Source organism: Streptomyces sp. NPDC026301 (assembly GCF_055567935.1).
The window spans coordinates 125,580-139,727 of record NZ_JBVHPN010000011.1 but is presented as its reverse complement, the minus strand read 5'-3'; the positions used below and the strand labels follow the sequence as shown (position 1 = coordinate 139,727).

The following is a 14,148-nucleotide window of genomic DNA, read 5'->3' as shown; positions in this document are numbered from 1 at the left end:
GGACGCGCCCCTCGTGTCGTGCGCGTACGGCGTCAGCCGGCCAGGCAGGAGGCGCCGAGCAGTACCTTCAGGTCGCCGAAGAGCGACGGGTCGGCGGTGACGCGGTGCTTGTCCAGGCGCAGCACGGTCGTCTTCCGCGTGCCCTGGAGCTTGATCCGCACCTCCGTGGAGCCGCGGTGCTGGTTCAGCACGTCACCCAGCTTCTCGACCAGCGGCGGGGTGACCTTGAGCGTCGGGATGGTGATCGTCAGCGGTGCGTTCGTCCCGGCGTCCGAGAGGTCGGGGATCATCATCTCCATGGCGACCAGGCGGGGGATGTCCTCGCGCTTGTCCAGGCGGCCCTTGACGAAGACGATCGCGTCCTCGACGAGCTGGGTGGACACCAGCTGGTACGTCGCCGGGAAGAACATGCAGTCGATGGAGCCCGCCAGGTCCTCGACGGTGGCGATCGCCCAGGCGTTGCCCTGCTTGGTCATCTTGCGCTGCAGGCCCGAGATGATGCCGCCGATGGTGACGATCGAGCCGTCCGAATAGTCGCCGCCGGTGAGCTGCGCGATCGCGGCGTCCGCCTTGTCGGACAGTACGTGCTCAAGACCGAACAGCGGATGGTCCGAGACGTACAGACCCAGCATTTCGCGCTCCTGCGCGAGCAGATAGGTCTTGTCCCACTCGACGTCGGAGAACTCCACGTCCAGGCCGAAGCCGGGGCCGCTGTCGTCGACGGCGTCGCCCATCCCGCCGAAGAGGTCGAACTGTCCCTCGGCCTCCTTGCGCTTCACCTGCACGACGTTGTCGATCATCGTCTCGTAGTGCGCGGTGAGGCCCTTGCGGGTGTGGCCCATCTCGTCGAACGCGCCGGCCTTGATCAGCGACTCGGTGGTGCGCTTGTTGCAGACCACCGCCTCGACCTTGTCCAGGTAGTCCGGGAAGGAGGAGAACTTCCCCTTGGACTTCCGGCTGCGGATGATCGCCTCGACGACGTTCGTGCCGACGTTCCTGACCGCGGAGAGGCCGAAGAGGATCACGTCGTCGCCCTGGGCCGCGAAGTTCGCCTCGGACTCGTTGACGTTCGGCGGGAGGACCTTGATGCCCATCTTGCGGCACTCGTTCAGATAGACCGCGGACTTGTCCTTGTCGTCGCGCACCGAGGTGAGCAGCGCGGACATGTACTCGGCCGGGTAGTTCGCCTTGAGGTAGGCGGTCCAGTAGGTGACCAGGCCGTACGCGGAGGAGTGCGCCTTGTTGAACGCGTAGCCGGCGAACGGGACCAGCACGTCCCACAGCGCCTGGATGGCCTGGTCGGAGAAGCCGTTCTTCCGGGCGCCCGCCTGGAAGAGGACGAAGTTCTTCTCCAGCTCCTCGGGCTTCTTCTTGCCCATCACGCGGCGCAGGACGTCCGCCTCGCCCAGCGAATACCCGGCGACGATCTGGGCGGCCTTCTGGACCTGCTCCTGGTAGACGATCAGGCCGTAGGTGAGGCCCAGGACCTCCTTGAGCGGCTCCTCCAGCTCCGGGTGGATCGGCGTGATCTCCTGGCGGCCGTTCTTGCGCTCCGCGTAGTTCGTGTGGGAGTTCATGCCCATCGGGCCCGGGCGATACAGGGCCGAGACGGCGGAAATGTCCTCGAAGTTGTCGGGCTGCATCTGGCGCAGCAGCGAGCGCATCGGGCCGCCGTCGAACTGGAAGACGCCGAGCGTGTCACCCCGGCAGAGCAGTTCGTACGTCTTCGGGTCGTCGAGCGGGATCTCCAGGAGGTCCAGCTTGACGCCCTTGTTGGCCTCCACCATCTTGCGGGCGTCGTCCATGATGGTGAGGTTGCGCAGGCCCAGGAAGTCCATCTTGAGCAGGCCGAGCGACTCGCACTGGGGGTAGTCCCACTGCGTGATCGTCACGCCGTCGGTGTGCCGCGTCCACAGCGGGGCGTGGTCGACGATCGGCTCGCTGGACATGATCACGCCGGCCGCGTGCACACCCATCTGCCGGACCAGGCCCTCCACACCCTTGGCGGTGTCGATGACCTTCTTCACGTCCGGTTCGTTCTCGTACATCCCCCGGATCTCGCCCGCTTCGCTGTAGCGCGGGTGCTGGGGGTCGGTGATGCCGGAGAGGTCGATGCCCTTGCCGAGGACGTCGGCGGGCATGGCCTTGGTGAGCCGGTCACCCATCGCGTACGGGTAGCCCAGCACGCGGGCCGAGTCCTTGATCGCGTTCTTCGCCTTGATCTTGCCGTACGTACCGATCATGGCGACCTTGTCCTCGCCGTACTTCTCGGTGACGTACCGGATCACCTCGACGCGCCGACGCTCGTCGAAGTCGATGTCGACATCGGGCATGGACACGCGCTCGGGGTTCAGGAACCGCTCGAAGATCAGCCCGTGCTCGATCGGGTCGAGGTCGGTGATGCCCATGGCGTACGCGACGATCGAACCGGCGGCCGAACCACGCCCCGGCCCCACGGCAATCCCGTTGTTCTTCGCCCACATGATGAAGTCCGCGACGACCAGGAAGTATCCCGGGAACCCCATCTGCAGGATGATGTCCATCTCGTAGTCGGCCTGCCGCTGCCGGTCCTCGGGGACGCCGCCGGGGAAGCGGCGCGCCATGCCCCGCCGGACCTCCTCCTTGAACCAGGTGACCTCGGTGTAGCCCTCGGGGATGTCGAACTTCGGCATCAGGTCGCGCTTCTCGAACATCCCGGAGGTGTCGATCTGGTCGGCGACCAGCCGGGTGTTGTCGCAGCCCAGCTGCCACGCCTCGGAGGAGTCGATGGCGTACATCTCCTCCGTGGACTTCAGGTAGTAGCCGGTGCCGTCGAAGCGGAAGCGGTCGGGGTCGGAGAGGTTCTTGCCAGTCTGGATGCACAGCAGCGCGTCGTGCGCGGTCGCCTCGTGCGAGTAGGTGTAGTGCGAGTCGTTGGTGACCAGCGGCGGGATGCCCAGCTCCTTGCCGATCTTGAGCAGATCGTCGCGGACCCGGCGCTCGATCTCGATACCGTGGTCCATCAGCTCCAGGAAGTACCGGTCCTTGCCGAAGATGTCCTGGTACTCGGCCGCCGCCTTCTTCGCCTCCTCGTACTGCCCCAGGCGCAGGCGGGTCTGCAGCTCACCGGAGGGGCAGCCGGTGGACGCGATCAGGCCCTCGGACCACTGGGAGATGGTCTCCTTGTCCATGCGCGGCCACTTCTGCAGCCAGCCCTCCTTGTAGGCGTCGGAGGAGAGCCGGAAGAGGTTGTGCAGGCCGGTCTTGTTCGCCGCCCAGATCGTCTTGTGGGTGTAACCACCGGAACCGGAGACGTCGTCGCGCTTCTGGTGCGGCTGACCCCACTGGATCTTGCGCTTGTGCTTGCGGGAGGCCGGGGCCACATACGCCTCGATGCCGATGATCGGCGTCACACCGGCCTTCTGCGCGGTGTGGAAGAAGTCGTACGCGCCGTGGAGGTTGCCGTGGTCGGACATGGCGATGTGCGACATGCCCATTTCATTGGCGGCATTGAACATGTCCTTGAGCCGCGCGGCACCGTCCAGCAGCGAGTACTGGGTGTGAACGTGCAGGTGCGTGAACGGCGGCTTGGCCACGGCGGAAGACCTCCGGTAAACAGTCGGCGGCTAAGGGGGGAGACGGTCTGGAAGTCTACGACTCCGGACTGACAAACCACGCCTCCGCCGGGCACGCGCAGGTAGCCTCGCGCGTTGTCAGTCACGGAACATCCGTCCGGAAACATACGGCCCCGCCAAGGCCACCAGGAGGCACCCAGCGATGTCGAACCAGCACGCCCCGGCGCAGGACGCCGCCCAGCGCGGCGAGGAAATACTCGCCGTCTTCGACACCGCTTTCGGGGAGCTGCTCGCCGCCGACCCCGCGGCCTTCCGTGTGAAGTTCCGCAAGATGGCCGCCTCCGCCTTCGCCTTCTACCGCGGCACGGCCTGCCTCTTCTACAAGGACCTGGAGGCGGGGAAGGACACCGGCCCGTATCTGGACGAGCGGACCGGCCGGGTGTGGATCCACGGCGATCTGCACGCGGAGAACTTCGGCACGTACATGGACGCCACCGGCCGGCTGATCTTCAACGTCAACGACTTCGACGAGGCGTACGTCGGCCCCTTCACTTGGGACCTCAAGCGCTTCGCCGCCTCCGTGGCGCTGATCGGGTACGCCAAGGCGCTCAGCGATGAGCAGATCACCGACCTGGTGCGCACGTACGCCACCGCCTATCGGGAGCGCATCCACGCGCTGGCCACGGGCGCCAAGAACGACGACGTCCAGCCCTTCACCCTGGAGACCGCCCAGGGTCCGCTGCTGGACGCGCTGCGCGACGCCCGCTCGCGCACCCGCTTCGCGCTGCTGGACTCGATGACGGAGATCCGCGATTTCGAGCGCCGGTTCGCGCCGGGCGGCGGCGCCATCGAGCTGGACGCGGCGACGCGGTACAAGGTCCTCGCGGCGTTCGACGGCTATCTGGAGACGCTGCCCGAGTCCAGCCTGGCCCGCCCGGACTCCTACCGCGTCAAGGACGTGGTCGGCCGCCGCGGCATCGGCATCGGCTCTGCCGGCCTGCCCTCGTACAACATCCTGCTGGAGGGCAACAGCGACGCGCTGGAGAACGACGTCGTCATCTACATGAAGCAGGCGCAGACCCCGGCGGTCTCGCGGCACGTCACGGACCCCGAGGTGCGCGCGTACTTCCAGCACGAGGGGCACCGCACGGTGATCTCCCAGCGCGCCCTGCAGGCGCACGCCGACCCGTGGCTGGGCTGGACGGAGATCGAGGAGGAGGGCAGCCGGCGCGGCCAGCTCGTCGCCGAGGTCTCGCCGTACGCCGTCGACCTGGACTGGTCCGACATCGACGAGGTCGAGGAGATCTCCGCGGTGGTCGCCGACCTGGGCCGCGCGACAGCGGCGATGCACGCGGCGGCGGACGACGAGAGCGGCCACTCGCTGGTGCCGTTCTCCACGGAGCGCGCGATCGACGCGGCCATCGCGGCCGACGAGGAGGGCTTCGCCGAGCTGCTGGTGGACTTCGCGCACGGCTACGGCTCCCGGGCCCGCCGCGACCACCAGATATTCGTCGACCTCTTCCGCAACGGCCGCATCCCGGGGCTGTGATCCACGGGGCCCGGACCCGGGCCCCGACGCGGCCCCGACCCGGCCCCGATTCCGTCAACGATTCACAGAAGCCCCTTAAGCGGCGCTTACCCCGGCCCATGGCAGACTCGATTTCGATGGACATCTCGGCGGCACACCTGCGGGCACTGCGCGCGGCGCTCTTCACGGCGCTCTGCGTGACGCTGTCCGCTGCCTCCCATGTGCTGCTGTCCCGGATGCCGCTGCCGCTGACCACGGTGGCCGCGCTCGCCGCCGCCGTGTTCGTGCTGGCGTACGCGCTGGCCGGCCGGGAGCGCCGCTTCGGGCCGATCGCCGCGCTGCTCGTACCGCTGGAGCTGGCCGCCGACACGGTCTTCAGCGTCGGCCAGCACGCGTGCTACGGCGCGGCCGGCGGCCCCGTCGCAGGGCCGCTGCGCTCGCTGGGCGTGGACCTGCTGTGCCGCGGCGGCGACGTCGGCACGCCGCTGGCCCGGGCCGCCGGGCACCAGCCGGCCCCCGCCTGCACCTGGCTGCTGCTGCTCGCCGCGCACGTCGCGGTCGGGCTGCTGGCCGCCGCCTGGCTGCGGCGCGGCGAGGCGGCGCTCGTCCAGCTGCTGGGCGCGCTGGCCGTCTTCGCGCTGCGCCCCCTGCTGGTCGCGGTCGCGGTGCTCACCGCGGGCCGCGCCCCGCGCCGCCCGGCCGTGCGCCCCGCGCCGGCCACCGGGCCCGCCCGCAGCACCCCCCTGCTCGTGCACTGCGTCGTACGCCGGGGACCGCCTGCCTGCTCCCTCGCGGCCTGAGCCGCGAGCCCGCGAGCCCGCGAGTCACCGGTCCCCTTCCGTACCCCCGTGCGGGGCGCAGGACGCCGCATCCGGCGCCGCCCCGGCACCAGCAGACCCCTGGAGCGACACGATCATGAGCAACCGCAACAGCCAGGCGAACAAGCAGGCAGCCCGTGAGCGGCTGCGCGCCGAGCGCGAGCGGCAGGCCAAGAAGGACAAGGTGCGCCGTCAGCTGACGGTCGGCGGCGCGATCGTCGTGGTGCTGGCCATCGCCGGCGGCATCGGGCTGGCCGTGGCCAAGTCCGGCGGCGGCGGCGACGGCAGCCCCGAGGACACCTGGGCCAAGGCCAAGGACGCCAAGCTGGTCAAGCCGGCCCACACCTCCGGCGCCGACGGCACGACCGTCACGATCGGCGAGAAGGGCGCCAAGAACACCCTCGATCTCTACGAGGACCCGCGCTGCCCCGGCTGCGCCAACTTCGAGCAGAACGTCGGCGCGACGGTCGAGAAGGACATCGCGGACGGCAAGTACAACGCCTCGTACCACCTGGGCACGTTCCTGGACGACAACCTCCAGGGCACCGGCTCCAAGAACGCGCTGAGCGCGCTGGGCGCCGCGCTGGACAAGAGCCCCGAGGCGTTCCTCCACTACAAGCTGGCGCTGTACTCGAAGAAGTACCACCCGGAGGAGACCGGCCCGGACAAGTTCGCCGACGACGCGTACCTGATCAAGGTCGCGAACACCGTGCCGGAGCTGAAGAACGACAAGACGTTCCAGAAGCACCTCAAGGACGGCACGTACGACCGCTGGGCGCTGACCATGTCGGACGCGTTCAACAAGGCCAAGGACGTGCGGAGCACGCCCACCCTGAAGCTGAACGGCAAGCTGCTGTCCGCCGACGGGCAGAGCGCCCCGTCCACGGTCGACGCGTTCAACTCGCTGGTCGCGAAGAGCCTGAAGAAGTAGCGGAAGCGGCGGCGACGGCCGGCGGGCGCACGGGCGGTACATGATCCGTCCGCCCGCCGGCTGTTGCCGAATCTTGACCCCGCGGCGGCCGGCCACCGTGGCAGACTCCCGGCCATGGAGGGGACCGAATGAGCAACCGCAACAGCCAGGCCGCCAAGTCCGCCGCCCGTGAGCGCATACGTGCCGAGCGGGAGCGGGAGAAGAAGCGCGCGAAACTCCGCCGCCAGCTCGCCGTCGGCGGCGGCGTGCTCGGCGTCCTGGTGATCGCCGGCGGCATCGGCTACGGCGTCATGAAGGCCAACGAGCCCACCGGCTGGGACGCCGCCAAGGAGGCGAAGCTGGTCGAGCCCGCGCACACGCAGGGCAAGAACGGCACCGAGATCCTCATCGGCGACAAGAAGGCCAAGGACACCCTGGAGGTGTTCGAGGACGTCCGCTGCCCGGCGTGCGCGGCCTTCGAACAGTCCACCGGCAAGGTCCTCCTGAAGGACATCGCGGACGGCCGCTACAAGGTCCGCTTCACGATGTACGCGTTCATCGACGACATGGGCGGCGGCGAGGGCTCCAAGAACGCGCTGAGCGCGCTGGGCGCCGCGCTGGACAAGAGCCCCGAGGCGTTCCTCCACTACAAGGAGGCGCTGTACTCGGTGAAGAACCACCCCGAGGAAAGCGTGGACACCTACGCCAAGGACTCCGCGCTGCTGAAGGTCGCGGAGCAGGTGCCCGAGCTCAAGGGCGACAAGAAGTTCGCGCAGGCGGTGAAGGGCGGCACGTACGACCGCTGGGCGATGGAGATGGCCGGGCTGTTCGGCCGCAAGAACGTCAAGGGCACGCCGACCTTCATGCACGGGGACAAGAAGCTGGAGATGGCGCAGATCCCGCAGCAGCAGATGACGCAGGCGCAGTACAACAAGCTCGCGCAGGCCAACTTCAAGAAGATGATCGACGGGGAGTTCGGCCCGGCGAAGAAGTGACGGCGGCCGCCCGTCCGGAGAAGTGACGGCGCGGGTGCGGTGATCGGGGTACGGGTTCACGGATTCGATGGAATCCGTACCCCTCAGACCACTTACCAGCCAGTAGGGTGATCGGCCGTGACCGATCATGACCAGATCTCGCGCCGTACTGCCGTCACGGCCGTAGCCACGACCGCCGCCCTGCTGCCCTTCGGCGCCGCCACCGCGCGCGCCGCCGAGCCCGCCGCCGCGGCCCCCTTCCAGCACGGCGTCGCCTCCGGCGACCCGCTGCCCGACGGCGTCCTGCTGTGGACCCGCGTCACCCCCGGCGCCGACGCGCTGCCCGGCTCGGGCAAGGGCCCGGCCACCGAGGTGCGCTGGCAGGTGGCCGCCGACAAGGGCTTCGCCAAGGTGGTCGCGCGGGGAACCGCGACCGCCTCGGCGGCCACCGACCACACCGTCAAGGCGGACGTACGGGGACTTTCGCCCGCCACCACCTACTGGTTCCGCTTCACCGCGCTCGGCGTCCACTCCCCCGTGGGCCGCACCCGCACCGCGCCCGCCGCGGGCAGCTCGGCCGCCAACGTCCGCTTCGGCGTGGTCTCCTGCGCCAACTGGGAGTCCGGCTATTTCTCGCCGTACCGCCACCTCGCCGCCCGCACCGAACTGGACGCGGTACTGCACCTCGGCGACTACCTCTACGAGTACAAGACCGGCGAGTACCCGGCGCCGAAGTACGTGGTGCGCCCGCACTCCCCCGGTCACGAGCTGCTCACCCTCGCCGACTACCGGATCCGGCACGGCGTCCACAAGACCGACCCGGACGCGCAGATCATGCACGCCACGCACCCGGTGATCGCGATGTGGGACGACCACGAGTTCGCCGACAACGCCTGGAAGGGCGGCGCGTACAACCACACGCCGGACACCGAGGGCGACTGGGCGGCGCGGATGGCCGCGGCCAAGCAGGCGTACTTCGAGTGGATGCCGGTACGCCCCTCCACCGCCGGCACCACCTACCGCCGCCTGCAGTTCGGCACGCTCGCCGACCTGCACCTGCTGGACCTGCGCAGCTTCCGGGACGAACAGCCGCCGATCGGCAGCGGCCGGGCCGACGACCCGGGCCGCACGATCACCGGGCGCGCCCAGCTGGACTGGCTGAAGGCGGGGCTGGAACGCTCGGCGGCGGCCTGGCGGCTGGTCGGCACCTCCGTGATGATCTCGCAGGTGGCCTTCGGGTCCGTGCCCGCACACCTGCTGGGGCCGCTCGCCGAGGTGCTGGGCATGCCCAAGGAGGGGCTGGCCGTCAACACCGACCAGTGGGACGGCTACACCGATGACCGGCGCGAGCTGCTGTCGCACCTCAGCGACCGGTCCATCGGCAACACCGTCTTCCTGACCGGCGACATCCACATGGCGTGGGCCAACGACGTGCCGCTCAAGGCCGCGACGTACCCGGGGCAGGATCCGGTGGCCACCGAGTTCGTCGTCACCTCGGTCACCTCCGACAACCTGGACGACACCCTGCACGTCGCCCCGCACACGGTGTCGCTGCCCGCCGCCGCGGCCATCCGCGCCGCCAACCGGCACGTGAAGTGGCTGGACATGGACAGCCACGGCTACGGCGTCCTGGACGTCACGGCGGAGCGGACGCAGATGGACTACTTCGCCGTCTCCGACAAGGCCGACCGGAACGCCACGGCCTCGCTCGTGCGCTCGTACCGCACGCTCAGCGGCACCCAGCGCGTGGAGCGGGCCGACGGGCCGGTGATCTGAGCGGGACCCCTGCGGCCGCCGGGCCCGCGCCCGGCGGCCGGCGGCTACAGGTCCGCGGCTACAGGTCGGCGAGGAAGCCCAGTCCGACCTTCCAGGCGCTCTCGGCGGCCTCCTTGTCGTGGTCGGGCAGCCCGTCGTCGGTGAAGAGGTGCCCGGCCCCGGCGTAGCGGTAGATCTCCACGTCGGCGCCGGCCCGCTGCATGCGCAGATACCAGGCGTTCAGCCAGTCGTGCGGCTCGAACGGGTCGGGGTCGGCGACGTGCAGCTGGACCGGCAGCTCGTCCACGGAGGCGTCGTCGGCGATGTCGGACGTGCCGTGCATCAGCAGCAGCCCGCGCGCCTTCGCGTCGCCCAGCGCCAGGGTCTGCGCGACGGAGCCGCCGAAGGACAGGCCCGCGTAGACCACGCCGCGCTCGGAGTACGGGGCCGCCGCCACCACCGCGCGCCGCAGCAGCTCGTCCTTGCCGATCTCGTCCTTGATCGCGATGCCGTCCTCGATGGTGTCGGCGGTGCGCCCGTCGAACAGGTCGGGAACGATCACTTCGTGACCGGCGGCGCGCAGCCGCTCGGCGCCCGCCTGTACAGCCGGCCGCAGCCCGTACACAGAATGGAACAGAATGACGGTTTGAGTCGCCGCAGAGCCGGTCACTGGTTTCACTTCCCTGTCGATGGATCGCACTCCTTCCATCGTGCCAGTTACGGTCGACAGGAAGCGGACCCCGACCAGGAGGAATCACGTGTCCATGGAGGACGTACTGCGTCCGCTGATCGTCGTGGGCGGCTCGGTCGCCCTGACGCTCGCCCTGGGGTGGGCGGCGGACCTGGCGATGCGCCGGGCCGACGCCGCGCGCCCGGACACCCCGCTGTGGGGGCTGCTGCGGCGCTGCCGGATACCGCTCCAAGTGGTGCTCTTGACGGCACTGTTGCGCGGGACCTTCGACCGGACCAAGCTCGCGATCATCGACGCGCACAGCGCCGGCATCGGGCAGCTGCTCTCCCTCGTCCTGATCGCGGCCACCGCCTGGCTGGCGATGCGGGTCTCGGCGGCGATCGTGGAGTCCTCGTACTCGCGGTACGCGGCGGGCGCCCGGGACGCCGCGCGGGTCCGCCGGGTCCGTACGCAGGTCACGCTGATCCAGCGGGTGGTCACCGCGGTGGTCACGGTCGTCGCGGTCGCCGCGATGCTGCTGACGTTCCCGGAGATGCGCGCGGTCGGCACCTCGATGCTGGCCTCGGCCGGCGTGCTGGGCATCGTCGCCGGTGTCGCCGCGCAGTCCACGCTCGGCAACCTCTTCGCGGGCCTGCAGATCGCCTTCGGCGACATGGTGCGGATCGGCGACACGGTCGTGGTGGACGGCGAGTGGGGCACGGTCGAGGAGATCACCCTCACCTTCCTGACCGTACGGACCTGGGACGAGCGCCGGATCACCATGCCGGTCTCGTACTTCACCAGCAATCCGTTCGAGAACTGGTCGCGCGGCGGCGCGCAGATGACCGGCACCGTCTTCTTCCAGCTCGACCACAGCGCGCCGGTCGAGGAGATGCGCGAGAAGCTGCAGGAGATCCTGAAGAACTCCGACGCCTGGGACGGCCGGGCGCAGACCCTGGTGGTCACCGACACCACGCCCACCACGATCGAGGTGCGGGCGCTGGTGACCGCCCGGGACGCGGACGCGATCTGGACGGTGCGCTGCGAGGTGCGCGAGCAGATGATCACGTGGCTGCGGGACGCGCACCCGTACGCGCTCCCGCGCATCGCGACCGCCCCGGCTCCCGACCTGGAGCACGCGCCGCGGCCCCGGCCCTCCCTGGAGAAGTAGCGTTTCGGCAAGGCTCTCAGGAGGGCGTGCGCAGGCTGCGCACGTCCAGGTGGCGCAGCACCCGGTCGACGACCTCCGGGTCCGAGCCGGGCTCGCTGCGTGCGGAGAGCACTTCGTGGCGCGCGGCCGAGAGCAGCTCGCCCTGGATGCGCTGGACCTTCTTCACGCGCGCGATGCGCTTGTCGTAGCCCTCGCGCCGCTCGTCGTCCACGATGTCCGGCGAGATGCGGGCGCCCATCTCGTACGTGCTCCGGGACAGCCGCTCGACAACCTCGTCGGACAGCTCCTCCTCGGCCAGCACCTCCTTCAGCCGCTGCCGGGACGCCTTGACCACCCGGACCGCCAGCTCGCGCTCCAGCGCGTCCTCGGCGTCCGAGTCGGCCCGCACCCCCAGCTTCTTGACCAGGAAGGGCAGCGTCAGGCCCTGCACGACGAGGGTGGCCAGTACCACCGCGAAGGCGATGAAGAGCATTTCGTCGCGGGCGGGGAACGCCTTGCCGCCGTCGATCTCGTACGGGATGGCCAGCGCCAGCGCCACCGAGGCCACCCCGCGCATCCCCGACCACCACATCACGATGGTCTCCCGCCAGCTGGTGGGGATCTCCTCCGCGATGCGGTGCCGGTGCATCCGCTTGGCCAGCCACGCGGCGGGCAGCAGCCACAGCAGCCGCAGGCCCACGACGACGCCGATGACGGCGGCGCAGGCGCCCAGCAGCTGCTGCCAGCGGCCTGCGGCGGTGCCGAAGATGTTGTGCAGCTCCAGGCCGATCAGGCCGAAGGCGACGCCCGTGACGAGGGTGTCGACGACCTCCCAGAAGGTGTGCCCGGCGAGCCGGCCCATCACGTCGTCGGCGTCGGCGGCGTAGTGCGCGAGGAAGAGCGCGGCGGTGAGCACCGAGAGCACGCCGGAGCCGTGCAGCTCCTCGGCGAGGACGTACGCCACGAACGGCACCAGCAGCGACAGGCCGACCTGGAGGGTGGCGTCGTCGACCACGTCCATCAGCTTGTTGGCCAGCCAGCCGAGCACCACGCCGACCGCTATGGCCACGACGGCGGAGAGCACCAGCATGCCGACCGCGGCCGGCGCCGAGAAGGTGCCGGAGACCGCGGCGGCCAGCGCCACGTGGTACAGCACGATGGCGGTGACGTCGTTGAACAGCCCCTCGCCCTCCAGGATCGACACCAGTCGGCGGGGCAGCCCGAGCTTGCCGGCGACGGCGGTCGCGGCGACCGGGTCCGGCGGCGCGACCAGCGCGCCCAGTACGACGGCGGCGGCCACCGGCAGGCCGGGGACGACGCTGTGCGCGACGGCGGCGACGGCCGCGGTGGTCGCGAACACCAGCGCCACCGCGAGCAGGAAGATCGGTCTGATGTTGGCGGTGAACTGCCGCCAGGACGTGCGCTGCACCGCCGCGTACAGCAGCGGTGGCAGCAGCAGCGGGAGGATGTACTCCGGCGGCACGTGGACGTTCGGTACGAACGGCAGCAGGGCCAGCACGGCGCCCGCGAGCGTCATCAGCACCGGTGAGGGCAGCCCCAGCCGGTCACCGAGCGGGACCATGACCACGGCCCCGAGCAGCAGGACGAACATCAGGGCCAGCTGGTCCACGGCAGGCACGCTCCGGAGCTTCGAAATCAGTCGATCACTGATCAAGCCTGCCATGAAGTCCGGAAAACGCCCGTCGGCGGCTCCTCCGGTGGCGGCCGCCCGGGCCTACGGAGCCGCCCGCCGGCCTCAGGCGCTCTCGGCGCGCACCCGGTCCAGGGCGCGCTGCAGGTCCTCCGGGTAGCTGCTCTCGAACTCCACCCAGCGGCCGTCCGACGGGTGCTCGAAGCCGAGGCGTACGGCGTGCAGCCACTGCCGGGTGAGGCCGAGGCGCTTGGCGAGCGTGGGGTCGGCGCCGTAGGTGAGGTCGCCGACGCAGGGGTGGCGGTGCGCGGACATGTGCACGCGGATCTGATGCGTGCGGCCGGTCTCCAGCTTGATGTCCAGCAGGCTGGCCGCGCGGAACGCCTCGACGAGGTCGTAGTGCGTGACGGACGGCTTGCCGTCGGCGGTCACGGCCCACTTGTAGTCGTGCTGCGGGTGGCGGCCGATCGGGGCGTCGATCGTGCCGCTGAGCGGGTCGGGGTGGCCCTGGACGAGGGCGTTGTACCGCTTCTCGGGGACGCGCTCCTTGAACTGCCGCTTCAGGGAGGTGTACGCCCGCTCGGACTTGGCCACGACCATCAGGCCGGAGGTGCCGACGTCCAGGCGGTGCACGACGCCCTGGCGCTCGGCGGCGCCGGAGGTCGAGATGCGGTACCCGGCGGCGGCCAGGCCGCCGATGACGGTGGTGCCGGTCCAGCCGGGGCTGGGGTGCGCGGCGACGCCGACCGGCTTCATGATCACCACGATGTCGTCGTCGTCATGGACGATCTCCATGCCCTCGACGGGCTCGGCGACGATCTCCACGGGGGCGGGGGCCTGGGGCATCTCGACTTCCAGCCAGGCGCCGCCGTGCACCCGCTCGGACTTCATCACCTCGGCCCCGTCGACCCGGACCTTTCCGGCAGCGGCCAGCTCGGCGGCCTTCGTACGGGAGAAGCCGAAGATGCGGGCCAGCGCGGCGTCTACGCGCTCGCCCTCCAGGCCGTCCGGTACGGGCAGGGTGCGGATCTCGGGAATCGTGCTCACCCCACGAGTATGGCAGTCGTGACGCGTGCTCCCGCCCGGGTCCCGTACGGCCCCTGGTGCGGCCCTTGATCCGGCCCCGAGCCCGGCCTCC

General features: G+C 70.2%; 10 protein-coding genes. 6 read left to right on the top strand and 4 right to left on the bottom strand.

All coding sequences use genetic code 11. The features are described 5' to 3' along the window. Nucleotides 1–32: 32 nt before the first annotated feature. Entirely contained in the window at nucleotides 33–3,575 is a 3,543-nt protein-coding gene (gene dnaE / locus ACZ4MH_RS20845; RefSeq protein ID WP_351601523.1) for a DNA polymerase III subunit alpha, read from the bottom strand. 181 nt (nucleotides 3,576–3,756) lie between these two features. Here dnaE and ACZ4MH_RS20840 point away from each other — a divergent pair, with 181 nt between their 5' ends. From ACZ4MH_RS20840 to ACZ4MH_RS20820, 5 genes are all read left to right on the top strand, one after another. Then, nucleotides 3,757–5,103: a DUF2252 domain-containing protein gene (locus ACZ4MH_RS20840; RefSeq protein WP_351601526.1), complete on the top strand. Its 1,347-nt coding sequence runs from the start codon at nucleotides 3,757–3,759 to the stop codon at nucleotides 5,101–5,103. 116 nt (nucleotides 5,104–5,219) lie between these two features. Continuing rightward, entirely contained in the window at nucleotides 5,220–5,882 is a 663-nt protein-coding gene (locus tag ACZ4MH_RS20835) for a hypothetical protein (protein ID WP_467754637.1), read from the top strand. 115 nt (nucleotides 5,883–5,997) lie between these two features. Continuing rightward, a complete protein-coding gene (locus tag ACZ4MH_RS20830; RefSeq protein WP_351600896.1) occupies nucleotides 5,998–6,831 on the top strand; it encodes a thioredoxin domain-containing protein in 834 nt (277 codons plus the stop codon). 128 nt (nucleotides 6,832–6,959) lie between these two features. Further along, nucleotides 6,960–7,805, top strand: coding sequence for a thioredoxin domain-containing protein (locus tag ACZ4MH_RS20825; protein ID WP_351600899.1), 846 nt, complete (start codon nucleotides 6,960–6,962; stop codon nucleotides 7,803–7,805). A gap of 117 nt (nucleotides 7,806–7,922) precedes the next feature. Beyond that, on the top strand, nucleotides 7,923–9,560 hold the full coding sequence (locus ACZ4MH_RS20820) for an alkaline phosphatase D family protein (protein ID WP_351600902.1): 1,638 nt from the start codon (nucleotides 7,923–7,925) through the stop codon (nucleotides 9,558–9,560). A gap of 58 nt (nucleotides 9,561–9,618) precedes the next feature. Here ACZ4MH_RS20820 and ACZ4MH_RS20815 read toward each other — a convergent pair whose 3' ends face one another. After that, nucleotides 9,619–10,209 carry a dienelactone hydrolase family protein gene (locus ACZ4MH_RS20815; RefSeq protein ID WP_467754627.1) on the bottom strand — a complete coding sequence of 197 codons (591 nt, stop codon included), beginning with the start codon at nucleotides 10,207–10,209 and terminating at the stop codon, nucleotides 9,619–9,621. A gap of 94 nt (nucleotides 10,210–10,303) precedes the next feature. Here ACZ4MH_RS20815 and ACZ4MH_RS20810 point away from each other — a divergent pair, with 94 nt between their 5' ends. After that, on the top strand, nucleotides 10,304–11,380 hold the full coding sequence (locus tag ACZ4MH_RS20810; protein ID WP_351600915.1) for a mechanosensitive ion channel family protein: 1,077 nt from the start codon (nucleotides 10,304–10,306) through the stop codon (nucleotides 11,378–11,380). 16 nt (nucleotides 11,381–11,396) lie between these two features. Here the strand turns inward: ACZ4MH_RS20810 and ACZ4MH_RS20805 are convergent, their stop codons facing one another. Further along, on the bottom strand, nucleotides 11,397–12,971 hold the full coding sequence (locus ACZ4MH_RS20805) for a Na+/H+ antiporter (RefSeq protein WP_467754636.1): 1,575 nt from the start codon (nucleotides 12,969–12,971) through the stop codon (nucleotides 11,397–11,399). A 144-nt stretch (nucleotides 12,972–13,115) separates the two neighbouring features. After that, complete coding sequence (locus ACZ4MH_RS20800; protein ID WP_351600907.1) at nucleotides 13,116–14,057, bottom strand: RluA family pseudouridine synthase; 942 nt, start codon at nucleotides 14,055–14,057, stop codon at nucleotides 13,116–13,118. Nucleotides 14,058–14,148: the final 91 nt, after the last annotated feature.